This is a genomic window from Hymenobacter sublimis (assembly GCF_023101345.1).
GTDB lineage: Bacteria > Bacteroidota > Bacteroidia > Cytophagales > Hymenobacteraceae > Hymenobacter > Hymenobacter sublimis.
The window spans coordinates 4,521,775-4,546,585 of the sequence record NZ_CP095848.1; the positions used below are offsets into that span (position 1 = coordinate 4,521,775).

At 56.9% G+C, this 24,811-nt stretch carries 27 protein-coding genes; 12 read left to right on the top strand and 15 right to left on the bottom strand.

Annotated elements, in window-relative coordinates:
- Positions 1–211: 211 nt before the first annotated feature.
- From MWH26_RS18945 to MWH26_RS18955, 3 genes are all read left to right on the top strand, one after another.
- Positions 212–1,075 (top strand): LOG family protein, encoded by an 864-nt coding sequence (locus MWH26_RS18945; protein ID WP_247975490.1) that lies wholly within the window; start codon positions 212–214, stop codon positions 1,073–1,075.
- A 157-nt stretch (positions 1,076–1,232) separates the two neighbouring features.
- Positions 1,233–1,877, top strand: a complete 645-nt coding sequence (locus MWH26_RS18950) for an RBBP9/YdeN family alpha/beta hydrolase (RefSeq protein WP_247975491.1) — start codon at positions 1,233–1,235, stop codon at positions 1,875–1,877.
- A gap of 61 nt (positions 1,878–1,938) precedes the next feature.
- Positions 1,939–3,120: a lycopene cyclase family protein gene (locus MWH26_RS18955; protein WP_247975492.1), complete on the top strand. Its 1,182-nt coding sequence runs from the start codon at positions 1,939–1,941 to the stop codon at positions 3,118–3,120.
- Between the two features lie 30 nt (positions 3,121–3,150).
- Here MWH26_RS18955 and MWH26_RS18960 read toward each other — a convergent pair whose 3' ends face one another.
- The 3 genes from MWH26_RS18960 to MWH26_RS18970 form a co-directional block, all read right to left on the bottom strand.
- Entirely contained in the window at positions 3,151–3,876 is a 726-nt protein-coding gene (locus MWH26_RS18960) for an ABC transporter ATP-binding protein (protein WP_247975493.1), read from the bottom strand.
- A 96-nt stretch (positions 3,877–3,972) separates the two neighbouring features.
- A complete protein-coding gene (locus MWH26_RS18965; RefSeq protein WP_019948259.1) occupies positions 3,973–4,194 on the bottom strand; it encodes a DUF2795 domain-containing protein in 222 nt (73 codons plus the stop codon).
- Positions 4,195–4,336: 142 nt separating this feature from the next.
- Positions 4,337–5,644, bottom strand: coding sequence for a DUF349 domain-containing protein (locus tag MWH26_RS18970; RefSeq protein WP_247975494.1), 1,308 nt, complete (start codon positions 5,642–5,644; stop codon positions 4,337–4,339).
- A gap of 410 nt (positions 5,645–6,054) precedes the next feature.
- On the opposite strand from MWH26_RS18970, the gene ettA reads away from it, so the two are divergent.
- Together ettA and MWH26_RS18980 are read left to right on the top strand one after the other, a co-directional pair.
- The gene (ettA, locus tag MWH26_RS18975; protein WP_244698871.1) at positions 6,055–7,722 is read left to right on the top strand and encodes an energy-dependent translational throttle protein EttA; all 1,668 of its coding nucleotides are present in this window, start codon (positions 6,055–6,057) and stop codon (positions 7,720–7,722) included.
- 168 nt (positions 7,723–7,890) lie between these two features.
- Positions 7,891–8,994, top strand: a complete 1,104-nt coding sequence (locus MWH26_RS18980; RefSeq protein WP_247975495.1) for a PAS domain-containing sensor histidine kinase — start codon at positions 7,891–7,893, stop codon at positions 8,992–8,994.
- Positions 8,995–9,144: 150 nt separating this feature from the next.
- On the opposite strand, the gene MWH26_RS18985 is transcribed toward MWH26_RS18980, so the two are convergent.
- From MWH26_RS18985 to MWH26_RS18995, 3 genes are all read right to left on the bottom strand, one after another.
- Positions 9,145–9,369 carry a hypothetical protein gene (locus MWH26_RS18985; protein ID WP_247975496.1) on the bottom strand — a complete coding sequence of 75 codons (225 nt, stop codon included), beginning with the start codon at positions 9,367–9,369 and terminating at the stop codon, positions 9,145–9,147.
- 79 nt (positions 9,370–9,448) lie between these two features.
- Entirely contained in the window at positions 9,449–9,988 is a 540-nt protein-coding gene (locus MWH26_RS18990) for a dihydrofolate reductase family protein (protein WP_244694456.1), read from the bottom strand.
- A gap of 26 nt (positions 9,989–10,014) precedes the next feature.
- Positions 10,015–10,437 (bottom strand): VOC family protein, encoded by a 423-nt coding sequence (locus MWH26_RS18995; RefSeq protein WP_244694457.1) that lies wholly within the window; start codon positions 10,435–10,437, stop codon positions 10,015–10,017.
- Between the two features lie 194 nt (positions 10,438–10,631).
- On the opposite strand from MWH26_RS18995, the gene MWH26_RS19000 reads away from it, so the two are divergent.
- Complete coding sequence (locus MWH26_RS19000; protein ID WP_247975497.1) at positions 10,632–11,597, top strand: GlxA family transcriptional regulator; 966 nt, start codon at positions 10,632–10,634, stop codon at positions 11,595–11,597.
- 248 nt (positions 11,598–11,845) lie between these two features.
- Here the strand turns inward: MWH26_RS19000 and MWH26_RS19005 are convergent, their stop codons facing one another.
- From MWH26_RS19005 to MWH26_RS19015, 3 genes are all read right to left on the bottom strand, one after another.
- Entirely contained in the window at positions 11,846–12,241 is a 396-nt protein-coding gene (locus MWH26_RS19005) for a hypothetical protein (protein WP_247975498.1), read from the bottom strand.
- A gap of 217 nt (positions 12,242–12,458) precedes the next feature.
- Complete coding sequence (locus MWH26_RS19010; protein ID WP_247975499.1) at positions 12,459–14,081, bottom strand: Na+/H+ antiporter; 1,623 nt, start codon at positions 14,079–14,081, stop codon at positions 12,459–12,461.
- A 449-nt stretch (positions 14,082–14,530) separates the two neighbouring features.
- Positions 14,531–14,980: a carboxypeptidase-like regulatory domain-containing protein gene (locus MWH26_RS19015; protein WP_247975500.1), complete on the bottom strand. Its 450-nt coding sequence runs from the start codon at positions 14,978–14,980 to the stop codon at positions 14,531–14,533.
- A 1,274-nt stretch (positions 14,981–16,254) separates the two neighbouring features.
- Here MWH26_RS19015 and MWH26_RS19020 point away from each other — a divergent pair.
- Both MWH26_RS19020 and MWH26_RS19025 read left to right on the top strand, forming a co-directional pair.
- A complete protein-coding gene (locus MWH26_RS19020) occupies positions 16,255–16,809 on the top strand; it encodes a helix-turn-helix domain-containing protein (RefSeq protein WP_247975501.1) in 555 nt (184 codons plus the stop codon).
- Positions 16,810–16,968: 159 nt separating this feature from the next.
- Positions 16,969–17,394: a hypothetical protein gene (locus MWH26_RS19025; protein WP_247975502.1), complete on the top strand. Its 426-nt coding sequence runs from the start codon at positions 16,969–16,971 to the stop codon at positions 17,392–17,394.
- A 93-nt stretch (positions 17,395–17,487) separates the two neighbouring features.
- On the opposite strand, the gene MWH26_RS19030 is transcribed toward MWH26_RS19025, so the two are convergent.
- Positions 17,488–18,420: an SMP-30/gluconolactonase/LRE family protein gene (locus MWH26_RS19030; RefSeq protein ID WP_247975503.1), complete on the bottom strand. Its 933-nt coding sequence runs from the start codon at positions 18,418–18,420 to the stop codon at positions 17,488–17,490.
- 478 nt (positions 18,421–18,898) lie between these two features.
- On the opposite strand from MWH26_RS19030, the gene MWH26_RS19035 reads away from it, so the two are divergent.
- Positions 18,899–19,996 carry a PAS domain-containing sensor histidine kinase gene (locus tag MWH26_RS19035; protein WP_247975504.1) on the top strand — a complete coding sequence of 366 codons (1,098 nt, stop codon included), beginning with the start codon at positions 18,899–18,901 and terminating at the stop codon, positions 19,994–19,996.
- A 144-nt stretch (positions 19,997–20,140) separates the two neighbouring features.
- Complete coding sequence (locus MWH26_RS19040; protein WP_247975505.1) at positions 20,141–20,806, top strand: SOS response-associated peptidase; 666 nt, start codon at positions 20,141–20,143, stop codon at positions 20,804–20,806.
- A gap of 45 nt (positions 20,807–20,851) precedes the next feature.
- Here the strand turns inward: MWH26_RS19040 and MWH26_RS19045 are convergent, their stop codons facing one another.
- The 5 genes from MWH26_RS19045 to MWH26_RS19065 all read right to left on the bottom strand — a co-directional run bounded on the left by MWH26_RS19045 (position 20,852) and on the right by MWH26_RS19065 (position 24,085).
- Entirely contained in the window at positions 20,852–21,055 is a 204-nt protein-coding gene (locus MWH26_RS19045; protein ID WP_247975506.1) for a hypothetical protein, read from the bottom strand.
- A 294-nt stretch (positions 21,056–21,349) separates the two neighbouring features.
- Positions 21,350–21,562: a hypothetical protein gene (locus tag MWH26_RS19050; RefSeq protein WP_247975507.1), complete on the bottom strand. Its 213-nt coding sequence runs from the start codon at positions 21,560–21,562 to the stop codon at positions 21,350–21,352.
- A 130-nt stretch (positions 21,563–21,692) separates the two neighbouring features.
- Positions 21,693–21,947 (bottom strand): hypothetical protein, encoded by a 255-nt coding sequence (locus tag MWH26_RS19055; protein ID WP_247975508.1) that lies wholly within the window; start codon positions 21,945–21,947, stop codon positions 21,693–21,695.
- 290 nt (positions 21,948–22,237) lie between these two features.
- Positions 22,238–23,425, bottom strand: coding sequence for a trypsin-like peptidase domain-containing protein (locus tag MWH26_RS19060; RefSeq protein WP_244694469.1), 1,188 nt, complete (start codon positions 23,423–23,425; stop codon positions 22,238–22,240).
- 75 nt (positions 23,426–23,500) lie between these two features.
- Complete coding sequence (locus MWH26_RS19065) at positions 23,501–24,085, bottom strand: RNA polymerase sigma factor (RefSeq protein ID WP_188557839.1); 585 nt, start codon at positions 24,083–24,085, stop codon at positions 23,501–23,503.
- 134 nt (positions 24,086–24,219) lie between these two features.
- On the opposite strand from MWH26_RS19065, the gene MWH26_RS19070 reads away from it, so the two are divergent.
- Complete coding sequence (locus tag MWH26_RS19070) at positions 24,220–24,465, top strand: hypothetical protein (RefSeq protein ID WP_247975509.1); 246 nt, start codon at positions 24,220–24,222, stop codon at positions 24,463–24,465.
- 150 nt (positions 24,466–24,615) lie between these two features.
- Entirely contained in the window at positions 24,616–24,807 is a 192-nt protein-coding gene (locus MWH26_RS19075; protein ID WP_247975510.1) for a hypothetical protein, read from the top strand.
- Positions 24,808–24,811 lie beyond the last annotated feature (4 nt).

The window sequence follows — 24,811 nt, forward strand, 5'->3', positions numbered from 1 at the left end:
CCGCCCTACGCTTCAGTTACATTATATTCTTAGCGTAATGTTAACAAATTGTTAACTTGCCGGTCGCTACCTTGGGTCGCCCTTCCTTCCGTGAGGGCGGCTTTCTTTTTGCCCTTTTCTTAATTTTTTACCCGGGTGCGGATGATTCCCACCTTGGTCGGCGGCCCGCGGGTCAGCCGGCTATCCGCGCCCATTTCTAGCGTAGCTTGTTATGTCAAAGCTTAAAAAAACCAGTCGCACCAAAGTTGCCGATGAAGTCTTGAACGCCGGCAGCGGCCAAACCATCGTTCAGCCTAACATCAACGATAACAAGGTCAAGACCATCAGTGATATCCGCGAGCAGACCCACGGGGAGCGGACCGTGCAGCTCGACGACGAGCAGCGCATCCGGCGCGCCTTTGTGGATAAGGACTGGAATGAAATCAAGATTGCCGACTCCTGGCAGATCTTTAAAGTAATGGCTGAGTTTGTGGAGGGCTTCGAGAAGATGAGCAAGATTGGGCCCTGCGTGTCCATCTTCGGCTCGGCCCGCACCAAGCCCGATAACCCCTACTACCAAATGGCCGAGGAAATTGCGGCCAAGCTGGTGCGCCACGGCTACGGTGTCATTACGGGCGGTGGTCCCGGCATTATGGAAGCCGGTAACAAAGGCGCCCACTCCGAGGGGGGCCGCTCCGTGGGCCTCAACATTGAGCTACCCTTCGAGCAATTCAACAACATCTACATCGACCCCGATAAGATCATCAACTTCGACTACTTCTTCGTGCGGAAGGTGATGTTCGTGAAGTACGCCCAGGGTTTCATTGGCATGCCCGGCGGCTTTGGCACCCTCGACGAGCTATTCGAAGCTATTACCCTGATTCAGACCAAGAAAATCGGCCGTTTCCCCATCGTGCTGGTGGGCACGCGCTACTGGCAGGGCATGTTCGACTGGATTCAGCAGGTAATGCTGGAAGACGAGAAGAACATTTCGCCCGAGGATATGAACCTGGTGCAGCTGGTGGATGATGCCGAGTCAGCGGTAAAAATTATTGACGACTTCTACAGCAAATATCTGCTTTCGCCCAACTTCTAAGGCGCTGATAAATACTTGATTGGCCCCTGGCTACCTCCTTTAAGAGGAGAGGTCAGGGGCTTTTCTATGGTTGAGCTTAGAAAAATAGTTAAAGAATCATTGATATATCCAAAAGAGGCGCTGTACATTGGATACAGTTCAAGATAACCATTGAAATATGCACGCAGCCCTACCCCACCTTCAGGAAAAGCAAATCTTTATTGTACCCCGCTGGGCCGGTGCCCCCCACGACGATTGGTACCCCTGGTTAGGGGAGCAGCTGCGTGCCGTAGCCCAGGAAGATGGCCACACCTATAACGTGCACACGCTGGCCATGCCCGCCTGGGACCTGCCAGTTATTGAGCGAGCAGTAGACTATTTGATGACCATACTGCCGCCCGAGAAAGTGGGACCTGACGTGTACTTGGTGGGGCACAGCGTAGGCTGCCTGGCTATTCTGCACTACCTAGCCCGGCTAGCCGAACAACACCCGGAAGCCAAGCCGGTAGGTGGAGTGCTGTGCGTAGCCGGCTGGTTTTCAGTAGATAGCCCGTGGCAGGATATCCTAAACTGGATGGATGCTCCCATTAATTACGAAGCCGCCCGTCGTCTAATTCCGGAGGACAAGCTCATTGTGTTGCTTTCCGATGATGATCCGTACACCTCTGGCTACCAAGACAACGAGCGGCTGTGGGTAGAGCGCCTACGCTCCCGCGTAAGTATTCTGCCGGGCCGCCAGCACTTCAGCGCCCAGCTCGACTTTGACGTGCGCGATGCCGTGCGCGACTTGGCCGGTGCCCTCTCGCCCATGGCCAGCTACTAAGCAGTAATCAGACTTCAGGTCCTATCTTGTGGCGGCGGCTCCTCTCGGGCCGCCGCTTTTTATGAATACACTTCCCGATTTCGACTACCTCATTGCGGGCGGCGGGGCAGCGGGGCTAAGCCTGGCCTACCATATCAGCCAGGAGCCGCGCTTGGCTGGCAAGCGGGTGCTGGTGCTGGAGCCGGCCGCCAAAGATCAAAACGACCGTACCTGGTCGTTTTGGGCTGATGAGCCTTCGCTGTTCGACAGTATTGTTGCCCACGAGTGGGACCGGCTGGCCTTTCGCAGCCCGGGGTTTGAGCGGGTGTTCAATTTGACCCGTCACCGCTACAAGATGATTCGGGGCCTGGACTTCTACCAGTTCGTGCACGCGGCTCTGCATCAGAATCCGCAGTTCACTAGGGTGCAAACCACCGTGGATGCGCTGGAAAACATGCCCCAAGGCGGCGTAAAAGCTAGTACGCCGGTCGGCTCGTTCACGGCTCGTTACGCCTTTGATAGTCGGCCGCCGGAGCTGCAGCAGCTCCGGCAACCAGAAAAGCACCGCTACTTGCTTCAGCACTTCGTTGGGTGGGAGGTAGTCACGGACCAGGATGTGTTCGACCCTAGCACGGTGGAGTTCATGGATTTTCGGGGCGAGCAGCACCAGGAAGCGCGCTTTATATACGTGCTACCCTTTAGCACCCGTCGGGCCCTGGTGGAGTACACGCTCTTTTCGGCCGAAGTGCTGCCTAAGGAAGCATACGAAACTGAAATCCGGCAGTACCTGCGGCAGCGGTTAGGAGTGCGGGAATTTCGGGTGGAAGCGGAAGAGGTCGGGGCTATTCCTATGACTGACCACCCATTGCCCGCCCGCGCCGGACAGCACATTATCAACCTGGGCACCCGGGCGGGGCGGGCCAAGCCTAGCACGGGCTACGCCTTCAAGCGCATCCAGGCGCACTCAGCCCGGCTGGTTCAGGGTTTGGCTGCTACGGGTCACCTGCCCCAGGACCTGACCGGCGACCGGTGGCAGTTTGGCTTGTTCGACACGCTGCTGCTCGACATAATGCAGCGACAAGGCGAAATCACCCGCGACATTTTCACGGACCTGTTTCGTCATAATCCGGTAGAACGCATCTTCGATTTTCTGGACGAGCGAACTTCGCCCTGGGAAAACCTGCAAATCATGAATTCCGTGTCGCCCTGGCCCTTCCTGCGTTCCATCGGGCACGTACTCCGGGACCGGCCGGGAAAGCGGTGAAGTAATGAACTGGTGAGCTAAATTTCTCAATCACCACTTCACCGTCAGGCTTTCCTCACTTTCCAAGTACTCTCTTGCCTTGCGCACGGTATCTGCTGTTAACGGCTCTAACGTGGGGGTAGGAGCGGAAAGGTTGAGCAGATAGCCGGGCAAGGTGGTTAGGTTGTCGAGGTCGTGGGTGATACAGAGAATGGTTTTGCGCTGCTCCGTGACCCAGGCGTGCAGCAAGTCGAACACTCGACGACGGTAGTACACATCCAACTGCTGAGTGGGCTCATCAAGTAAGTAGAGGGCCGCATCCTGGAGGCTAAGTTGGGCCAACCAGACCAACTGCTGCTCCCCGCCGGAAAGAAGCGTGAAGTCTTGCTGGGCCAGATGAGCCGCCCCCACGCGGGCCAAGGCCGCTTCTGCTAGGGCGTAATCCTGGGTTGAATAAGCGCCCAGAAAACGGTGGTGCCGAAAGCGCCCCATCACCACTAGCTCCCGCACGGGAATGGCAAACTCCACGCTGCCGCGCTGGGGTAGGTGAGCCAGCAGGCCACTAGCCGCCGGCCGCCGAATGGTGCGCAAATCCTGCCCTAGCACCTGAGCTTGGCCCTGGTAGGCCAACTGCCCCGTTAGGGCCCGAAACAGGGTAGTTTTGCCGCAACCGTTGTGGCCTACCACAGCTACAAAGGCGGGTTCAGGTACCGTAAAACACAAATTGCGGAGCAGGACGCGCTGTCCATACCCCGCAATTAGGTTGTTTATCAGCAAAGGAGCCAGAGGCTGAGAGCTAGAAACTAAAGTAGGCCGTTCTGCAGATTTGTTCGGCATCAGCTTTATTCCACCTCCAATCTTCTAGCTTCTTTTTTAATACTCGTCTTCGTTGAACATGAAGTCTTCCTTGGTCGGGTAGTCCGGCCATACTTCTTCGATGTTCTCGTAGGGCTGACCATCATCCTCCAGAGCCTGCAGGTTTTCTACTACCTCCATCGGGGCACCCGAGCGGATAGAGTAATCAATCAGCTCATCCTTGGTGGCAGGCCAGGGTGCATCTTCCAGGTACGAAGCAAGTTCCAGGGTCCAATACATAGTCGTGTGTGCTACTGAAAAAAAGTGGTCGAAAAGTAAGTTCGCGGCAGCAAAAACCCGGCCGATGGTGGGGGCATGACACCATTACCGGCCCGGGGTTGCACTTTGCTGACGACAACGTAAAATAGGCAGTAAAGTTGGGCTAGCCCGTTACGCGCTGCTGAAACATGGCAATCAGCTCGTTCTTGGTCCGGATTTTCCGCTCAAACGCCCGGATCTTGCCCTGCAGCATGGTACGAAAGGCGTCGTTGCCGGGCGAGTCGTTGAGCTTGCCCAGGTTTTCTTCCAGCACTTCCTGCTCCTGCTTGTCATACTTGATAAAGTCGCGCAGGGCCTGAATCCGCACATTGGCTTGGTCGCGGGGGGAGTTGGCCTCCGGGCCGGTGGGTTGGCGCTTGCGCACATAGTGCTCTAAGGCGCTCATTTCGAACACCTTGTCGCAGGCCAGGATAAACTGCTCCCACACCCTATCCGATTCCTCACCGCGCACGGGGCCCACCTTTTTCCAGGCGGCCTGCAGCTCCTTGGCCCGGGCCACAGCCTGCGACATGGGCTGGCTGAGTAGGGCTTGGGCCTCGGCTACCAGGGCGCGTTTGCGGCTCAGGTTGTCCTCGCCGCCGGTGGAAACGGCCGGCTCCTGGCGCTTGCTTTCAATGTGCACCTTCAGGCGCTCAAAGAAGTGGTTGTGGGCGGCCCGGAAGCGCGTCCACAGGTCGTTGGCCTGCTTGCGGGGTAGGGTGCCCTCAATTTCCTTCCAGGCCTGCTGCAGCTGCTTGAGCTTGCGGGTAGTTTCCTCGAAGTCGTTGGAATTCTGCAGAGCTTCCGACTTGTGAATCAGGTCTTTGTATTGGTCGTACACCCGATTGGTCATGGCCTTCTTCTCGGCCAGGAAGTCCTTCTTGCGAGCAAAGAAAGCGTCCACGGCAGCCTGGAAGCGCACTTCCAGCTCGTCGGTGAGGTGCTTTTCTACCGGGCCGGTTTTAATCCAACCCTGGCGCAGGTCTTTCAGCTTTTCGCTGCCAGCCTGCCAGTCAATGGTATCGTGGAGGGCCTCCGCTTCCTGAATCAGGCTGATTTTGGTGGCCAGATTTTTCTCGCGGTTGCGGTTAATCGTTACTTTAATGGATTCCTCCGCCTCCGTCAGGCGGCGGTAGAGGCTCTCAAAGTCGCCGAGGGCGTCGTAGCTGCCTACCTGCTCTTTGAGGTGCAGGGCCTTCATCAGGAAAGAGCCTTTGTTGTCCGACTCCTCAATTTTCTGGAGCAGGTCTTCTACTTTGGTGCGGAATAAGGTAAAGCGTTGGGCGAAATAAAGCAGCGAAGCATCGGCGGATTCCTTGACCTGGCCCACGTGGCGGGCGGGCAGGTCTAATAGCGGGCGAAGCCACACCTGGTCGCCCTCAATGTAGCCATAACGGCGGGCTTCGGCCAGCAAGTGGTCTTGTTGTTCCATAATCAGATAGCGGGGAGCGAATAGGTGGAAAGGTCGGAATTTAGGCCAAAAGACTGTACAAGTTTACGGGTTGCTGACTAATTCCGCCGCCCGGCTCAGGCTGCGGAATGTTTGCGGGAGCTGCCTACCTTTGGCACTCCGGTCGGCAACGCACGTGTTACTGGCCGGAACCGAGCGGTAGCAGCTCGCCGGGAGATGCTACGAACGGACAGCCAGCGTGGTTATTACGCGTGAAAATCAACAGGGAGCAGGGTCCTACTGGGCCCGAGCTGCCTATACGGCCCGCTGCCGTATTGTTGCGCAAAATAGAAACCTCTGCTGAACTAGCAAGCAGCTTGGCAAGCGGCCGGCCTCTGCGCTCTTCTCACGGGCTCCGGCCCATCATGATTCTGCCCTACTCTAACTCAACCATGAGCGACCAACCCACTATCATCTTCTCCATGGCGGGGGTAACCAAGGTATACCCTCCCCAGAAGCAGGTTCTTAAGAACATCTACCTCTCGTTTTTCTACGGAGCCAAAATTGGCGTGCTCGGTCTCAACGGCTCGGGCAAATCGTCGTTGCTCAAGATTATTGCCGGCGTTGATAAGCAGATTCAGGGCGACGTGGTGTGGTCGCCGGGCTACTCCGTGGGCTACCTGGAGCAGGAGCCCCAGCTTGATGCTACCAAAACCGTACTGGAGGTAGTGCAGGAAGGTACCGCCGAAACGGTAGCCCTGCTCAAGGAATTCGACGAAATCAATGAAGCCTTCGGGGCCGAAGATGCTGACTTTGACAAGCTGCTGGAACGCCAGGGCACCGTGCAGGAGCGCCTCGACCAGCTCGACGCCTGGAACCTAGACAGCAAGCTGGAGCGCGCCATGGACGCCCTGCGCACGCCCCCGGCCGACGCCATCATTGGCAACCTGTCGGGTGGGGAAAAGCGCCGCGTGGCCCTCTGCCGCCTGCTGCTGCAAGAGCCCGACGTACTACTCCTGGACGAACCTACCAACCACTTGGATGCCGAAAGCGTGCTGTGGCTGGAGCAGCACCTGCAGCAGTACAAAGGCACCGTCATTGCCGTAACCCACGACCGGTACTTCCTCGACAACGTAGCCGGCTGGATTCTGGAGCTGGACCGCGGTGAAGGCATTCCGTGGAAAGGCAACTATAGCTCGTGGCTAGAGCAGAAAGCGTCGCGCCTGGCCCAGGAAGAGAAAACTGAGAGCAAGCGCCAGAAAACCCTGCAGCGCGAGCTGGAATGGGTGCGCATGGCCCCGAAAGCCCGCCAGGCCAAGAGCAAGGCCCGCCTGGCCGGCTACGACAAAATGGTGAACGAAGACTCCCGCGAGAAGGAGCAGAAGCTGGAACTGTTCATTCCGGACGGGCCGCGCCTGGGTTCCCAAGTGATTGAGGCTGAGGGGCTGACCAAGGCCTTCGGCGACAAGCTGTTGTTTGAGAATCTCTCGTTCAGCCTACCTCAGGGCGGTATCGTGGGCATTATCGGTCCGAACGGCGCCGGTAAAACCACCCTGTTCCGCCTCATCACCGATCAGCTGCAGCCTGATGCGGGCACCTTTGTGGTGGGCCCCACGGTGCAAACCGCCTACGTAGACCAGCAGCACGATACGCTGGAGCCCAACAAAACGGTGTTCGAAACCATTTCGGGCGGTACGGAAACCATGCTGCTGGCCGGCCGACAGGTAAACTCCCGCGCCTTCGTGAGCAACTTCAACTTCCGCGGCGGCGACCAGGAAAAGAAAGTCGGTAGCCTCTCCGGTGGGGAGCGGAACCGCGTGCACCTGGCCACTACCCTCAAGCAGGGTGCCAACCTGCTCCTGCTCGACGAACCGACCAACGACCTGGACGTGAATGCCATCCGGGCCCTGGAAGACGCCTTGGAGAACTTCGCTGGTTGCGCCGTTATCATCAGCCACGACCGGTGGTTCCTCGACCGCCTCGCTACCCACATTCTGGCTTTTGAAGGCGACTCGCAAGTAGTGTGGTTCGAGGGCAACTTCACCGACTACGAGGAAGCCAAGCGCAAGCGTCTCGGCGACGTGGAGCCCAAGCGCGTGCGCTACCGCAGCCTGGGGTAAGTACTTCTGAAGTTGGTGTATTTCAGCTAAGTGGCGCCGCCGGAAATTCTTCTGGCGGCGCTTTTGCGTTGGGCAAAGTTCTAATGCTGTATTCGGGTAGTTGTTCCTTGCAACGAAATAGAACTAGTCGTTGTATAGCTGAACACTACGTTTTTCTGTACTCTCTCCATGATTGATTATGCCCACCTGTTCGCGCCTCTGGCCGCGCACGATTCCGTGGTCTACTTTTGCTATTGCCCTACCCAGCAGCGGGTGCTATACGTGAGTGAAGCCTATGAACGAGAGTTGGGCGGCCAGGTGGCGGCCGTTAATGAAGAATTACCCGGGTGGCTGGCCCGCCTGCACCCCGACGACTATACCTACTTAACAGAGCAATTGTGCCACGCGGCTACCGGTCAGCTGGTGCAGGATCTGGAGCTGCGGCTACATACTTCCGACAACAAAACGCAGTGGCTGTGCCTGACGGCAGTTGGCTACCTGCCCGGAGGCGGCAACGCAACGGGCGGGATGCTCATTAGTGGCCACCTGCGCGACGTAACGGCTGCCCGTGCCATGGTAGAACTAGCCAACCGCTACCAGGTCAAGAAAAACTCCATGCTCGAAATCCTGTCTCACGACCTGGCCGCGCCCATGGTGCTGGTGCAGCAAATGTCGGGCTACATTAAGGAGAAGGTGGAGGGCCTGCACGATGAGCAACTTAACGTGATGCTGGAGGAGATGCACCTCATTTGCCAGCAGGGTGTAAACCTGATTCGGGATTTTGTGGATCAGGAGTTTATGGAGTCCAGCCAGGTAGATCTGCACCTAACCCGCATTGATTTAGCGGAGCGCTTACGCATACTGGTTGCAAACTACCAGGAGCGGGAGCAGGCCACGGCCCGGCACTTTTCCTTCGAGACTTCCCACCCGAGCATCTACGCCGAAATTGATGAAAACAAGTTTCTGCAGGCCATCAACAACCTGCTCAGTAACTCGCTGAAGTTCACGCCCGATGGTGGCTTGCTGCGCGTGACGCTACGTCAGCAGCCCACGCGCTTAGTAATTACCGTTACTGATACCGGCATCGGAATTCCCCGGGATGTGCAGCCGGAGCTATTTGAGCGGTTCACGCCGGCCCGGCGGCCGGGCCTGCGCGGGGAGAAGAGCACGGGCCTGGGCATGTCCATCATCAAAACCATTGTTGAGCTGCACCAAGGACGCATTTGGTTTGAAAGCGAGGAGGGTAGAGGCACCACCTTTTTTATAGAGTTACCCCTGTCCGTGGCCGGGTAATCTGCCGCCGCCCGCGCCTATACAGCCCTAGAACAAAGGCAGCCAACTGCCCTACTAACCACAGGCCTCATCTGCAGCGGGGCACGCCCCAAGCCCCACCTTCAGAGCCGCTTCTGAAGGTGGGGCTTGGGGCGTGTTGGTGGGCGCTGGTTACGCTTCGTCGGCCAGCACTTCCGCCCGAAAACCAGCTGCAGCCAGCAGCTGAATCAGGAGGGAAGGCTGAATAAAACTGCCCCGGCATTCTACCCGCAGAATATTGTCGCAGTCCTCTAGGTCGAAATTCGCGTGGTAGTCCTGAAAGTTCTGGTGAATCTGATCCAGAATCAGCCGGGCGTGACGCCGGGCTCTGACGTTGGTTTTAAACACTTCGACCATGACGCAGGCGTGCTAAAAAATGACAATCGACTTGCTGGCAGTGAATTACGCCTGCCCGGACGCTACCCCGGCGGTGGGCTCAGGAACGGACGGGCCGGTAGGTGAGCAGCAGCACGCCGGAGCGGGTAGTTGTGCTGTCAATGAGGGTAAGGGTGGCCTGGCTTTCTTCGGTGAAAAGCTTTTTGCCCTGGCCTAGTACCACGGGGTGCACCATCAGCCGAAACTCGTCTATCAGGTGATGAGGTAGCAGCGTGCGCACCAACTCGGCGCTGCCATACAGCAGCAGGTTCTGGTTAGGCTGCTGCTTTAGGTTGGCTACCTCTTGCACGACGTCGCCCCGCAGCAAGGTAGCGTTCCACGCCGCCGTTTCCAGGGTAGTAGAGGCCACAAATTTGGGCAAGCGGTTCATGCGGTCGGCGAAGCCATCCTCGTCCTGCATGGTGGGCCAGGCGGCGGCAAAGCCCTGATAGGTTACGCGACCCAGCAGCAGGGCGTCGCTAGCGAAAAGCAACTCTTGCTGCAATTGGCCCACTTCCTCGTTGAAATAGGGGCTAGTCCAGGCCGGGTTTTCCATCACGCCGTCCAGGGTCAGGTACATGGCAACTGTTAGCTTACTCATGCGCTATTCGGGTAGGGATGAGGCGGTTATTGCTGGGGTTGCTTGTCGTAGTTGAGTAGCCAGTCGATGCTGAACCGGTCGGTGAACATGCCGAAGGTGGCGCCCCAGAAAGTGTCTTGCAAGGGCATTGTGACGGTACCGCCTTCGGAAAGCCGATCAAAGTACTGCCGGATTTCTTCCTCGCTGGTGCAATTCAAGGACAGCGACACCATAGTGCCTTTCACCACCTTATGCATGCCCTCATCGGAGGCCATCAGCGTGAAACCTTCGCGGGTTAGGCTGGAATGCAGAACACCATTTTGGGCTTCCTCGCCTACGTGCTCGGCGGCGGGCGAGCCGGCAAACGGCTGAATCATTAGCTCGCCGCCCAGGCAGGCTTGGTAAAAGGTCATGGCTTCGCGGCAGGTGCCGGGAAAGGTAAGGTAGGGGGTGAGGTGGAACGTGCTCATGAGTAGGTAGTAAGAAAAAAGTGAGAAAAAGCGGGCTAGCTAGCGGGGTGTTGCTACTAATGAATGTAGTAATATTGGCCCCTGGCTATCTTTGTTCGCCAACAAAATTAGCAAAGCCGCGTTTGCTTTAGCAGGGCTGATTCCGACTAATTCAGGGTTGATTGCGACATCCCGTTTTCTTAGCTTTCCCTACCATGAAGCACATCTCAATTCTGGTTCCTCAAGGGGCCATTCTGGGCAGCATTGAGGGGCCCCGACTGGTGTTTGCCGAGGTAAATGCGCTACTACAGCGCATGGGCCGGCCGGCGCTGTTCCAAATTCAACTAGTGGGGCTCAGCCACGATACGCGCGTATGCGGCGGCCGCTACACCGTAGCGGCTGATCTGCTCCTATCGGAAGTTGCCCGTACTGATCTGGTTGTTATTCCGGCCGTGGATGGGGACCTAGCCCAGGCCCTGGAAATGAACCGAGAGTTCCTGCCCTGGATTGTGCAGCAGTACCAACGCGGCGCGGAAGTAGCCAGCCTGTGCATGGGCGCTTTCCTGCTGGCGGGGCGGCAGTGCACCACTCACTGGGCGGCTGCCAACGAGTTTCGGCGCATGTTTCCGGAAGTGGAGCTGCGGGAAGACCGGCTGATTACCGACGAGCACGGCATCTATTCTAGCGGGGGCGCTTTCTCCTACCTCAACTTGGTGCTGTACCTGATTGAGAAGTACGCCGGCCGGGAAATGGCCGTGTTCTGCGCTAAAGTGTTTCAGATTGATATTGAACGGGTTAGCCAGTCCGCCTTCGTGGTGTTCAATGGGCAGAAGGCGCACGAAGATGAGCCCATCAAAAGAGCCCAGACTTACATCGAGGAAAATTACCGCGAGAAAATAACCGTGGATCAGCTGGCGTCTATGCTGGCGCTGGGCCGGCGCAACCTGGAGCGCCGGTTCAAGAAAGCTACTTCAAACTCCGTGGTCGAGTATATTCAGCGGGTGAAAATAGAAGTTGCCAAAAGCAGCCTGGAATCGACGCGGGAAAACGTGAACGAGGTGATGTACAACGTGGGCTACACCGATCCGAAAGCCTTCCGTCTCACCTTTAAGCGCGTAACCGGCCTCTCACCCAAGCAATACCGCAGCAAGTACCACCGCGAAACGAGCGTGGCGGGGTAAGCAACGCGGCGCCCCAAGTTCGCAGTTACGCAGACAGTAGGCTAGCTGCTCGTCATGCTGAGCGCAATGCAGTATCTCGCGTGCTGACGTTGAAGTTCCTGCCCAATGATTCGAGCGAAATGCCTCCTTACACGCGGCAGAACGGACTTTTTTGTTCGGAGACGCACCCTAATAAAACCGCCCCGGCCCCACGAATACGTATCCGTGGGGCCGGGGTATGTAATGAGCTAAAAAGCGAGTTGGCTGGGCTACTGGTTGTTTGCGTCGTCTATTTTGCCGCCGTCGTTGGCGGTGCTGGGAGCGGCGTTGCCGGTGCCGTAGCTGGTTTGGTCCTTGGTATTATGCTGGGTGTGGTGCTTGCCCTGGTTATCGTCGCCGCCGCCCGTGTTTTCCGATTCGGCGTTGGGCTCGTCGCCGCGGTGGCTGCTGCCTTTGGCATCCCGAACAGTTTCGCCGCCGTCGTTGCCGTGGTTTCCGCCGTGGTTTCCGCCGTGGCGGCCGCTGGTATCGTTGGGCTTGTCCGTGTTTTGATTGGCAGCGCCCTGCTGCTGGCCGCTTACGCCGTGCGCGTTTTCGGGGCGGGAGGCAGCGGTGCCGTCGTTGGCAGCCTGGGCCTGGGTGCGGTTATGCTCGTTCTGATCCATAGCAAGAGGGTAGGTGAAGAAGCGGAAAGGAAAAACCAGTTTGTCTATACGGGTTGTAAGCCAGGTAGTTAATGGTTGAGCAGTCTTTCGGGCCACTTCCAATTTCTTCCGATTAAATACCTCAGCCGCACTGATCAGCTTCACGCATCGTGTGTTTCGTGCTACTGAGCTTGGTGGCCGGGAGTACCAAGAATGGACCTGATGAGCAGGGTCGCGCCTAGTGCGGCATGTGACTGATCTTGGCCTCGTCCAGGTCTAGCTGGGCCTCCTGGTGCCGCAGCATTTCTTCCTCAAATACATCCTCGCGGCGCAGCACAAATAGCTCCTCCCGCTGCACGTGCAGCACATCCAGCAGCACTTGGTGGTAGCGCTGCAGGGCCCGGCGCTTTGTCTCGTCGTAGTCGAGGGCTTCGAGCAGGTTGCCGGTGCGCTGGGCTTCGGCCTGCATGCGGTGCTGCAGGGCACTGATGAGCTCGTTGTTCTCGATATCGGGGGCGTACTGCTGGGCCAGGTGGGCCAGGGCTACCCGCCGCAGGCGCAGCCGAATGCCAGCTTCCTGCTCTTCGGGCGGCATGCGCTCCTCCTGCTCCGCTACCCCCGTAAAGCGAATAAGAGCCGGCAGGGTCAGGCCCTGAAACACCAGGGTCACCAGAATAACCACGAAGGTGATGAACAGGATCAGGTTGCGCTGGGGAAAGGCCTGCCCGTTGTTTAGCAGCAGCGGCACCGATAGGGCTGAGGCCAGGGATACTACCCCCCGCATGCCCGCCCACCCCAAAATAAGCGTCCCCTGCCAGCCCGGACTGGTTTCTGTGGCGCGGATGCGGGGGCTAAGCCAACGCGGAATAAAGGCCGCCGGATACATCCACACTAGTCGAATGATAATTACCATGACGCTGATAATCAGTCCGTAAGTGATGGCTTGCTGCAAGGAGTAGGAGCCCAGACCTTCCACGGCCACGGGCAGCTCCAGACCAATGAGAATAAACACCAGCCCATTGAGGGCAAAACCCACGCTGGCCCACACGCTGGTGGCCTGCAGGCGGGTGTCGGCATCGAATACGCGGTGAGAGAGGTGAGAAAGCAGCAGCCCGCCACTGACCACAGCCAGCACCCCCGAGAAGTGAAACTCCTCGGCCAGCAAGTACATAACGTAGGGCGCCAGAAAGGTGAGCAGCGTATTGATGCTAGGCGTAGTGGGTAGGTAGCGGTGAATCAGGTAGAAGCCGTAGGCTACGGCCAGCCCCACCACCAGGCCCATACCGCTGACCAACACAAAGCTGGCAACGGCCTCGTGCCAGGAAAACGTCCCCGAGACCACAGCAGCCAGTGCAAACCGAAACACAATCAGGCTGCTGGCGTCATTAATCAGGCTTTCTCCCTCCAGAATGCTGGTTACGCGGCGCGGCACTTTGATACCTTTCAGCACGGAAGTAGCCGCTACCGCGTCGGGGGGCGAGATGATGCCACCCAGCAGGAACCCCAGCGGTAGGGTGAAGCCCGGAATCATGGCCCTGGACACGTAGGCAACAATAGTAGAAGTGAAAAACACCAGCCCGAAGGCCAATAGTCCGATGGGTCGTTTCCACCGCCAGAAATCCTGCCACGAAGTATCCCAGGCGGCCTGGTAGAGCAGAGGCGGCAGAAAAATCAGAAAAATCAGGTCCGGATTGATAACAATGATCGGCAGTCCGGGCACAAAGCTGAGCGCTAGCCCGGCCAGCACCAGAAAAATAGGGTAGGAGATGCGCAGCTTCTGGCCCAGCATAACGAGCAGCAGCATGGCAAACAGCAACCCCAGAACCAGCAGAATATTTCCGTGTAGTGCGTTGTCGTGCATGAAAGAGCAGGTATGAATGCAGCAGCAATATCACATCCTTCTTATAAGAATGCTTGCTACCGAATTGCGGCCCCGCCACAAAGCGTCCGGCTCGCTCGCTTGATTGGGCGTAACAAGCCAAAACCGCGAAGCTTATGGTTCAGACGGCCCGCGCTTAGTAGCGCTTTGGGCTAGCATCCTGAGTAGGGTAGGAGAACTACGTTTGCCTAGTGGCAATTACCCCGACTGTCTAATCTCACTCAGCCTGGCAGCCTAAGTCAAAGTTCTGAGGAACAGCTTTCTATATAAAGTATAGTAAGTCTTGTGAAGAACGCAAAAAGCCGCCCAGGCTAAGGCGGCTTTTCGACTTTATAAACTCACCTTATTCCGTGAGCCAGGTAGAATTCTGGAAGAGGTAGCTATTCCGCTAATTTCGGCTGCACCAACAGCACAATAGTTGGGGCGTTGGGCTACTGACGGTATGCTTGGCCCGAGCGAATAATCTGACCCGCATGCTTGCCGTTACGCTTAATACGGGTGCCTTCAGCCAGCTCCAATCCTACTACCGGCGCTTCGCAGGTAGTAAGCGGGAAGTCCCGGTCGACGTAACCAGCGGCGGCCACATGCAGCACCTGGCCCCGATAAACGGGGTCCTTAATTACAAATCTGCCTTCTGAGTTCGTAATCTGCGGAATGCGGCTGCCCACCAGCTGCACGGTAGCTCCAATCAGAGGCTTGCCCTCGTCGTTGAGCACTTGGCCGGTAAACTGGGTGCATTCCAGCCGGGCAGCCGGTGCAGCGGTGGCAGTGGTTGTTGCCAGGGCTAAGCGCTCCGTTGCAGGCTCCGTGGTCTGAGCCGATGCGGTAAAGGAAAAGGTTAGCAGGGCAACAAGGGAAGAGAAGAGTAAGGTAGAGCGCATAAGCGGTGGGTATGGGTAGTGACGTAATAGAACGTGTGGTATTAAACGAGGAAAGTTGAATATAGTTAAAAAAAAGTAGAATTAGTGCAATGTTTGGTAAAAATTTGAAAACTGCCTTCTAAGCAAATTGGCTCATTACCTAGCCGGATTGCTACGCAAAAGTAGAAGGTTATAGTTAATGAGTTGAACAATACCGTTTATATAGCCATATCTTATGGTATGTGAGCAAATGAAACAGCACTATTCCTAGCCGTAACTAGCCGCACACTCAGGTGCGCGTATAGCGGGATAGACGTTCTGCTACTTCACATATCAGGTAGTGTTCCAGTAAACTCAAAGCGCTAGTCAGAGCCAGCCCGAAACAGGCCGACCTGCGAACTATACTGAGTAGCGTGCGAATGACAACTTATAATGAGTTAGGACGGGCAGTTATAAAACTGTTTGAACGCAGCCAACCAGCATACCCTAAGGGCTTTTATCGTGTAAGTGAAGCAGCGTAGCTCGGCACAGAAGCTTGCTTTAAGCTTAAGAAGAAAGTGAATAACACGAATGCTGCTCAGAATCTGCGCTGTTTCATTTTCATTGCGTTACGGACCGCCTTGCTCTGCACCCGCAACTCATGACGCTATGCTGTAGTTTTTCGCTTCCGCCGTGTAGATCAGTGCGTTGGCCTGGGCGCAGACTCCATTGGTCCAATACTACAGCGCGGGCCTGGACACAGCCATACCTTTGACTCATTAAGTATTCAGCGCGCGTAGGGTTTATGGAAAGGAAGACTCGTACCGCGTAGTGTTGGCTCCGGCAAAAGGAGTAGGGTGGATGAATGATAATTGCCGGCCAATGCGACGGAAAAGGCCGCTGCCTCGGGCAGCGGCTTTTTTATGCCCCTACCCCTGCCTACCCGACTAACCCACGTTGGCCTCCTAAATAGCACACGGAAAGCAGCCGCTAGTGCAAAAGGCCTAGCCGAAACGCTTTGCTATGCGGGCGCCTGCATTCCACTACCACCGCCGTCATCCTTTTACTTAGCCCCTGGCCAGATAGGCAGTGCCCTTGCGAATATACTCTGGTATGATAAGTGAAATGCAGTGGACTCCAGCCAACTTACTTGCTGCCTTATTAATGACACAGGACTAAAAACCTGGATATCAATGACAATCGAGTTTGTGTCAAACTTAAAATAATTACCAGCATGCGACACAAATGCTCGTGTCATTTTGCTGTAATTTATAATTGTGTGACACAAAACAAGCCTTATTCTCGTTAGCCAGTTTATGGCTTCTGATCCTACTCCACTTACGCTGCAAGCATTGCGGGCGCGCTATGGCCTGTCGCAGGCGCAATTAGCGGAATATCTTTCGGTTTCCCGCGCCCAGGTTTCCATGGCTGAGCAGGGCCGCCGGGTATTGCCCGCCGCCATGTGGGCCAAGCTACTACCTCTTATGGCTGTGCTGGAGAACCCAGCTGCCGCCACCGCGGCTGCTACTGCCCTTGATGCAACCAGTCGGGTGGCCCTGCAAGGCCGCTTGCGCGACTGCACGCACGAGGCAACTCGGCTGCGGCAGGAGCTGGTACAGCTGCGGGCCCGCGCTGTCCGGCATCAGGCGGTGCTAGGGGAGCTGCTACCGCTGTTGCGCCCACTGGCAGCAGCCAGCGGTGCGCCTAAAGATGCGGCGTGGCTGGCGTTGCGGGAGGAAGAATCTTTGCGGGAAATTGAGCGGAGCGGGCCGGCCGCGCAGGCCCTGCTGGAGCTGCGCATTGATGCCCTCGACTATGAGGCCGGACAAGCGGCCCTACGCCTGGCCCGGTCAGTAGATCTACTCAGTTAAGCTCAGTTCTTGTTGAAGGCGAGAAGGTTGCTGCGTGTGGTTTCGTGCGTGCAATGCTACGTGGCCCGCCCGGCTAGGCACCGCGTTGGTGCCTAGCCGGGCGGTTGCAAAGCGCCGGCTGATAGGTTATCTTGTCTGGTCCTCACTTGCTTCTGTCCTATGGTGTCTCCGGCTATTTCCGATTACCTGCAGGTGACGCACCGTGTTGACCTGGACGTGCTTATTGTGCGCTGGCTCCGGCAGCCTACCTCCCAGGAACTGCACGAAGGCTACCGCGCCGTGCTAGCCATAGCCCAGCAGCCGGGTTGTCGCTACTGGCTGGTAGATGGGCGCCGCCGTACCAATGCCAACCAGCAGGGCGTGGCCTGGATGATGGAAACATTTTTGCCCCTGGTAATGGCGCGCCTGGGAGGCCAAGTATTTATGGCTTATCTGTTCGTGCCCAATCATCTGGCAGAGTTGGAAGCCGATGCTTCCGTGCCGCCTCTCACCTACTTCGACAACCTACCGTATCATATCCGTCGCTTCGCGGATGAGCAGCCCGCTATGGCGTGGCTGGCGGAATGCCGGGTAACGTACTGCTGAGAAACCCCGCGTGCCAGCCCGAAACCCCTAGCGGTGCTAGGCTGGATGCGGCTAGCTACTACCTGCGGGGCCGCTTTCGTTTACGTGCTCGGGTTACTGCACGCCTTGCACGCGCATGGCCAGGGTATATACTGCCTCGGATGCTGTAATAAACAAGGTGCGGCGGTCCGGGCCCCCGAAGCACACGTTGCCGGTCCACTCGGCCGGAATAGGAATGTGCGTGAGCTGCTGCCCGGCCGGACTGTACACCGTTACACCCTTGCCCGTCAGGTAGATGTTGCCCTGGTTATCAATGGTCATACCATCGGAACCCTGCTCCACGAATAGCTGGCGGTTGGTCAGTTTCCCATCGGGTCCGATTTGGTAACGGTAGGTTTTGTTGGCGTCAATGTCAGCCACGTATAGCTGTTTGCCGTCGGGCGTGCCAATAATACCGTTGGGTTTTTGTAGTTGGTCGTCTACCACCACGGGCTGGCGCTGGCCTTTGGCTAGGTAGTACACGTTCTGCCCGCCCAGGCCGGCATCCGGGGTAGTACGGGCCCAATATGTGCGCTGGTAGTACGGGTCCGTGAAGTAAATACCCTCACTCTGGGGGCTGATCCACAAGTCATTCGGGCCGTTGAGGCGGTGGCCGTGCACGTCTTGCAGTAGCACCGTGGCCTGGCCCTGCGGATTGATGGACCAGAGCTGGTTGTTCTCATCGGCACAGGCCAGCAAGTTGCCCTGCTTGTCGAAATAAAGACCGTTGGCACGTCCGGCCGGCTCCAAAAAAACCGACAGCTTCCCATCGGTGCCGTACTTCCAGATTTTGTTGTTGGGCTGGTCGGTGAAGAACACGTTGCCTGCCTTGTCCACGGCGGGGCCTTCCGTAAACTTGAACTGCTTGGCTACCAGTCGCGGCGTGGCCTGCGGGGCAATAAGGGGGCTTGTCTGGCGCGGAGCCGCTGCTAGGTGGGGCAGCAGGTACGCACTGCCAACTACTACCAGGGCCAGGCCGGCCAGGAAAACTACGGAACGGTTTTTCATCGTAAGCAAAGGCAGCAAGCGTAAGCTGAAAAGCCAGCTCATTTGAGTACGGGACACGGCTCTTGATAGATGCCGAAGAGAGGCAGTCCGTAGGCCCCTAAGCTAGCTCAACAGCAGCCCCCAGGCGCTTTTCGCCGTACTAACCAGCAGGCGCATACGCTGGGCTGTGCCCAAGCGGCGCTAGTTTTTTCTGCTGCTGACTCTGTGCTGCCCCTACTCATTTCCCTACCTACCCTTGCCCTGGTCACGCTACCTGCTGAATGGTGTGTGATGGCACTATCAGGGGCTGAAGGAAGCGTGAGAACTGCTTTACCCCAAGCCGAGTACCTTCGCCTGGGCCCGGAGCAAGAAACCGAGCCCTCCCTTCTTGGATCATGCGCACGCAAGCAGGGTTTAGTAGGATGTAGCCGACCTGGAGAACCGTTGGAAACGCCCCGCTTCCGCCTGCGTATGTGTAATTAAATATTCCCGCAAAGCTATGCTTGATTTTGTTGCTCTATTTCGTCCGTTGTTTGAGCGTAGCCAGTCGCTATACTTCGTATACCACGTGGAGGCGAAAAAGGTAGAGTACGTGAGTGCGGCCTACGAAGCCATCCTGGGGCACCAGCCCGAGGCCGTTAATGAAGAACTGCCGCAGCTACTGGCCCGCCTGCACCCCGAGGACCAGGAGTACGCCGCCGCCCGGCTGAATCATTTGCTCAACGGCAAGTTTGTGGAAGACGTGGAGGTGCGCCTGCTACCCCCGCCCGGTACTGAAGGCCGGCCCCAGTGGCTTTGCCTGACGGTGGGCCGCGTGGAGCAGGCTCCGGGCCAAACCTACCTCAGCGGCACCGTGCAGGATACCACCCGCACCCGCGAGTACATGGACAACGCCGACCGTTTCAACAAGAAGAAGAACACTACCCTCGAAATCCTGTCTCACGACCTGGCCGGTCCCTTCATCATGATAAAGCAGGTCGCGGGCTACGTCAGTGAGCGGATTGAAACCCTGCACGACGAGCAGCTCTCTGAACTACTGCTCACCATGCAGACTACCTGCCAGGACAGCGTAAACTTGATTCGGGACTTCGTAGACAATGAATTTTTGGAGTCCTCGGGTGTCAATCTAAAGCTGGAACGCGTAGACTTGGCCGCTGAGGTTGGGGAGATAGTGCAAGAGTTTCAGAAATCCGAAGCCGAGATAAATAAGCACGTTTCCTTTGAAAGCCCGGAAACCTGCTACCTCCACCTCGACCGTAACAAGTTTATGCAGGTGGTTAACAACTTGCTTAGCAACTCTTTGAAGTTCACGCCCGATGGCGGCCACATCCACGTCCGGCTTCAGGATCAGGGTAGTGAGGTACTGCTTACGGTGGTAGATACTGGTATCGGAATTCCGCAGAAGTTTCAGGACCGGCTGTTCGAGCGGTTCACGCCGGCCCGGCGGCCGGGCCTGCGCGGGGAGAAGACCACGGGCCTGGGCATGTCCATTATCAAGGTGATTGTGGAGCTACACCGGGGCCACATTTGGTTTGAGAGCGAGGAGGGGAAAGGAACCACCTTCTTCATCCGCTTGCCCCGGCAGGAGTCGGCCTAGCCTGCTCGCCCGCTACGCGACGTAAACGCCTAGCAAAACCCGGATTTTCTATGCAAACCGTCGGCTTTGGGTTAGCCGGGGCTTTTTGATGGCTATTGCGGGGCGGCCTACGTAAAACAGGTTTCACCAACCCCAACGTAGTGTATGTGCGGTCGTTATACTGTCACCCCGCCCGCAGCGGCGCTGGAAGCCCGTTTCGAAGCCACTTTTGCCGGTCCTTCGGCACCCACTTACAACGCGGCGCCCTCCCAACAGCTACCCGTAATTCTGAACACCGACCCTGGCCGCATTCAGCTGATGCAGTGGGGTTTGCTACCGGGCTGGGTGAAGGATGTAAAGAAAGCTCCCCGGCCCATTAATGCTCGCGCCGAAACGCTCAGCGAGAAGCCGTCCTTCCGGACGCTGCTGCAACGTCGGCGGGCCCTGGTGCTAGCTGATAGCTTTTATGAATGGCAGGTAACCGACCATGGTAAGGTGCCGCACCGCATCCTGCTTACCTCCCAGGAGCCCTTTGCATTCGCCGGCCTCTGGGATGAGTGGCTGGATCGGCAGACGGGAGAAGTACTACCTACTTTCACTATCATCACCACGGCGCCCAACAGCCTAATGGAGCCGATTCATAACCGTATGCCTGTGTTGCTGCCGGACCGCTCGGCGGAGCTAGCTTGGCTCGACGATGGAGCAGGGGTAGCCGCGCACCAGGAACTACTACGCCCGTACGCTCCTGAGGCCATGCGGGAATACGTGGTAAGCACCCTGGTAAACTCTCCGGCCCACAACGAGCCTGCCGTATTGGAGCCCGCTGCCTAAGACCAATAACGCTACTGGTTGAACTAACCAGGTAAAAGGCAGTGGCTAGCGGAACAGCTCGTTCCGGCGCAAAGCCCGCTCGTAAGGCAAGACTGGCGGACGGCGTTTTTTCAGTGCCTTGCCAAATAAACCAGTTCTTACGCGCTGTCCACCGCCCGGAGTAGGCCTAGCCGGCGCTGCTTGGGCTGCATCGGGGGCGATGATGCTAAAGGTCACCAGAACGACGAGCGAAGTAAACAGGTTTCTCATGGAACTTTGCAGGTATAAAGTTGAACTTATATGCAATGGTAAATAAAATATTTTATTTATACCATATAAAATATAATGATGTAATGCACCGCTACTATCTAAGCTTGAAAAGTTGCACGCTCAAGTAACTGTTCAGCTTCTCACGGAGTTGTATACTGCTCCCAGCGCAAACGGGCTTATCAGTGCCATTTAAATGCTGAATCCATAAAAAGCCCTGAGCCATCCACTACTACCAGTAGGGGTAACTCAGGGCTTTTCTGGTTTCCAGGCTACGCTACTAGCAATTGGCGTGCGTTACCGCCGACGCATAGTCCGCCGGTAGGCCGGCGTAACGCGGCGCTTCTTGCGCTTAATCCAGCCTCTGTGCGAGGCAGCATCGGTGCTCGAGCTCAGGGAAGGAATAATGGTAACGGGTGTGACAGTTTCTTCCAGCGGGGCAGTAGCAGCTACCACATCAGTACCCAGCAGCAACACGGCTCCCAACACGGCGAAAGTAGAGATTTTCATAACGAAAGAAATGTTTGGTTGACGTGTTGCAAGTATATGTTGAATTATTTATTTAAAAAACCATATAAATAGATAAGACAAAAAAAGCTCCCTACTAGGTAGGGAGCTTTCAAAATAGAGATGCGTAAGCTTATTCGGCGTGCTCGTCTGGCTCAGTAGCTTTTGCCACGGCAACAACGGCGATGCTGGCTACCACGGCAATGCCTACAATTAGCTGCGTGGGAGTGAAGCGTTGCGTTACTTTGCGCATGAGCTGTCCACCGTGCTTGAGCAGGTCGTCTAGTTGGTCATGTTCCCCTTGAAACACCTTGTAAGCGCTCTGCAGGGTGTTGATGATATCTTCGGGGGCAATTTTTTCGATGTCTTTGGCGAGTTGAGTGCTCATAGCGGGCAAGTAGGAAACGGGTTAAGGAAGAAGCTTGGAGAGCAGTGGGGTGACCACCGAAAAATCTGTACGCAAGACCGTGCATTTTTGATATAGCTGAGCCAACAATAGCAGCTTACCCCGTTAGGAGTTCGGTAGTAACGCAAAGCCAGTGAGCTAGTTATAGCCCGTAATTTCCTGCGCAAGCTTTTCATCGCCCCTGCCCGCAATATATACCTACCTCTGAAGGCCACAAAAAAGGCCTCGCCAGTTTGGCGAGGCCTTGGAACACCTTATCAGGAGGTAACTGCTTATTCGTACACCTTAACTACAAACACGTAGTCTTGCAGCTTCCGGATTTGCTGGGGCCGCGAGGTACCGGTGAGTTGATTAGTGCGGGGCATATTGTAAGGCTCACCCGCACCGGCAGCACCCAACGAGTCAACCAACCGCATCAAATACGATGATTTAGTGGCAAAAGCAGCACTTTGCACGTCCATCTGCCGGCCGCTAATAACCCCAATCAGGTTACCCTTATCATCCAGGAGTGGGCCGCCCGAGTTGCCTGGGTTTACTGGAATGCTGATTTGATAAAAACCTGTGTCGCCTTCAAACCCGGAGCGGGCGCTCAAGGAACCGTCGTTAAATACTAGGTCCTCGCGGGGGTAGCCCAGGGTATACACCTTCTCGCCCAAATCCGACTGGCCCCGCTTGAAGGCGTAGGGCAAACGGCCAAAGCCCTTGAACCCCTTATCCTTGATCTGCAGAATGGCCAAATCGTGGGCCACATCAGTAAATACCGGCTCGGCCCGGAAACGCTGCCGGTCGTGGCCTTCTATCAGTAAGGAGTCAGCTCCCTGAATAACGTGGTAACTGGTTACCAAGTAGCCGTCGGCCGTCAGGGCGAAGCCCGTGCCGCTGAACTTGCCGGGGTTGCTGCGCTCCGGCTGCGACTCAATCTGGGTGAGCGTCCGGTTCATAGACCGTTGGGTACGCTTGATGCGCTCTACCTCGCGGCGCAGGACCGTGTAGCCGTACAGGGACGACTTTTGAGAAGCCCGCCACCACTCCAACCCCAGAAGGGTAGCAAACACAGCCATTACTGCCACTGAAGCGGCTACCATCATGGTGGCGCGGTGGCTGTTCCAGAAGGCGCGGAGTTTCTGCTCGGTGCGCGAGATACGCAGCGCGGGGCGAGGAGCTTGTCCGTTGGCAAACCGCTCGTGGCGCTCGTCTTCCTCGGCTACCTTGGCCAGCGGGGTCAGGCGCACGGCCTGCTCCGCATCCATGTCGGCGTGGATGGCGTGCAGCTTTCGGCGCAGCGCCAGCCGGCGGCCGTAGGCCGTGAGCGTACCGGTCAGCTCCTCAAATTCCTGGAGCCGGCGGGCCAGCTCGGAGTCGGCGCTGAGGCGGCGCTCCAGGGCGGCGCGCTCATCGTCGGGGAGAGTGCCCGCGCGGTAAGCATCAAATAAAGCGTAATAATCAGCTTCGGTTTTCATTTCGGGGGGTGGCAGTCAGGGCAAAGAAAGCAGTAGCCACATAAGCCGTTACTTCCCTATTGCTAACCACCGTGGCTAGGTCTCGTGTTCCTGATACTGACTGAAAAACAGTTTTTTAAGTCGTACCAGGCACTTGTATTTCTGGTTTTTGGCGTTGTCGGCGTTGGTGTAGCCAAACTCCGTGGTAAGCTGCTGCATCGACTTATCGAGCAGGTAAAATCCTTCTAAAAGCGAGCGGCAGGGCTCCCCAATCCGTTCCAGGGCTTGGCTCATGGTGCCCAGCTGCCGGTCGCGCTCCTCGGCTACTTCCAGGTCGGCTTCGGCACCGGTCTCGAGGTAGGGCTCATGGTCATCAAGGCGGCCGCCAAAGCGGGTTTTCTCGGTGAGCCGTTTCAGCCAGAGGCGGCGGCATACGGCGTAGAGGTATGTTTTGATCTGGCAGCTGAGCTCCAAGGAGCCTTCCCGTACCTTCTCATAGAATACCATGACTCCTTCCTGGTACACGTCCTTGGCTTCGTCCTCGGTACCGCTGTTCTGCAGCACGTAGTGCGAAATCATCGGGAAGTGCAGCCGGTAGAGCTGCGCCAGCGCCCGGTCATCGTCGCGCCGGATGGCGGCTACGAATTCCTCATCAGTGTAGGCAGGTTGTCCCTTACCCATTCGCTTTGTTGCTTAATACGTTGAGCCCGGCTTGGTAACCCAGTAAAAAAATAATTTCTACTGTTGGGTTACCATTCGTTGTTACGGGTATGAAGGGCGTTTTTCGGACAAAATTTTCCAAACCTACTACCAAAATGAAGAACCTCCTGAAGGTATCCGCCCTGGCCGTTGTTTTCGCTTCTACCCTCGTTTCTTGCGAGTCGAAGAAAGCTGAAGAAACTACCACTTCCACTGAAGCTACTTCGGTAGAGGCTACGGCTCCGGCTACCACCGACACCACGGCTGCTACCATGGACACCACGGCTGCTGCTACTGCTGCTCCCGCTGCTACTACCACGGAGGCTAGCACCACCACGACTACCACCACCGAGCAGAAGTAATTACGTGCCGGTTTGGCCGGTACGTTATTCCTAGGGCCCGAGTTCCGCACAGCGGAGCTCGGGCCTTTTCGGTAGGCTGATGCCGTCCACACACGGCTCTATCTTCCGGACTCCGCAGCCTGGGTCCGCTTCCGTCTGTTCCGTACCAACTTGTCCGTTTTATCATCCTCAGAAGAGCCGGCTACTACCGCTGCCAGCAGCGCTACCGCCGGCATTCCTTGCGCCGCCCTAGCGGCTCCCGCTCCTGATGCAGTGCCCGCGCACTTACTGTGGGTAGGGGAATACCTGATTGGCAACCCCCAGCAGGAGCAGCTTAGCGGGCACCCCGATATCCGCTATTAGCCAG